The sequence below is a fragment of the Rhodoferax sp. ZS1R8 genome (assembly GCF_056521325.1).
In genome coordinates this window covers 1-1,372 of record NZ_JBWMBA010000084.1, presented here as the reverse complement: position 1 = coordinate 1,372, position 1,372 = coordinate 1, and the positions used below count along the sequence as shown (strand labels likewise).

2 protein-coding genes are annotated in these 1,372 nt (G+C 62.1%); one reads left to right on the top strand and one right to left on the bottom strand.

All coding sequences use genetic code 11. The features are described 5' to 3' along the window. A partial coding sequence (locus tag AC097P_RS23970; protein WP_479612932.1) for an acetyl-CoA hydrolase/transferase C-terminal domain-containing protein occupies positions 1 to 765 on the top strand: 765 nt, incomplete at its 5' end. 18 nt (positions 766 to 783) lie between these two features. On the opposite strand, the gene AC097P_RS23965 is transcribed toward AC097P_RS23970, so the two are convergent. Continuing rightward, positions 784 to 1,372, bottom strand: a 589-nt coding sequence (locus AC097P_RS23965; RefSeq protein ID WP_479612931.1) for an EAL domain-containing protein, incomplete at its 5' end; no start/stop codon positions are given.

Here is a 1,372-nt window from a genome sequence, read left to right as displayed (position 1 = left end):
CAAATGCTGGGCGCACGGCTGCACGGTGGCATCCACATGACCGGCGGCTTCTTTCTTGGACCCAACGACTTCTACCAGCGACTTCGCGCCAGCCCACTGCATGCACTGGCCAAAATTGACATGACACGCGTCGACTTCATCAACCAGTTGTATGGCGGGCAATACAACTTTGTCGCCATGTCCCACGCCCTGCCCGATGCGCGCCTGATGATGATGCTGCGCGCCACCCACCAGACCAAGCACAGCACAGTGAGCAGCATCGTGTGGAACTACGGCCACACCACCATCCCCCGCCACCTGCGCGATGTGGTCATCACCGAATACGGCGTGGCCGAGTTGCGCGGCCAGTCTGACAGCGAGGTGGTCAAACGCCTGATCGCCGTGGCCGACTCCCGCTTTCAGGATGAGCTGGTAGCCCAGGCCAAGGCCAACGGCAAGTTAGAGGCCAGCTACACCGTGCCCGAGTGTTACCGCCAAAACCTACCCGAGGCGCTGAAGCACACCCTGCACCCCTGGCTGACCGCTGGCATGTTGCCCGACCACCCCTTTGGCACCGACCTGACCGACGACGAGCTGCGCATGGTGCGCGCCATGCAAAAGATCAAACACGCCAGCCAGCACCCCACCGAACTGCTGACCATGGCCGTCAAGAGCCTGTGGGAAGGCAGGGAGGCCCCACCCGTCTACCTGGAACGCCTTGGTTTGTCCGAGGCGCATAGCTTCAAGGACTTGTTGATTCGGCGCTTGTTCAGTGGGAATGTGTGAGGCGCCCTGGGGGCTTGGCTAAGCCGCAGGCAATGCATCAAACCAGGCCTGCAGTTTCCCGCCATGCAGTGGTCTGCTGGCCAGGTAGCCCTGCATCACATCAACACCCAGCCGGGTAATCGTCTCGCGCTCAGCCTCGGTCTCCACACCTTCGGCGGTCACCATCAAATCCAGGCCGTGGCCCATCTCGGTCATGGCGCGCACCAGCTTTTGTGTGCCAGGGGACTGGTCCAGCTTGTCAATGAAACTGCGGTCAATCTTCAGTTCACTGACCGGTAGTTTCTGCAAATACGCCAGTGAGGAATATCCGGTGCCGAAATCGTCAATCGACAGCGGCGTGCCGATCTCGCGCAGCGCGTGAAGCAGGGCCACACTTTGCGCAGGGTCGTCCATCAAGCCGCTCTCGGTGATCTCCAAACGCAGGCGTTTGGCGGGCACGCCACTGGCCTCCACCATGCGGGCCACCCGCTCGGCAAAGCCCTTGTGTTGCAGGTCGCGCGTGCTCACGTTCACAGCAATGCTGAGCTCGGGATGCGTGGGCGCCCACGCGGCCAGCGTGCGCAGGGCCTGCTCCAGCATCCACTGGGTCACCATGGTGATGTAGCCG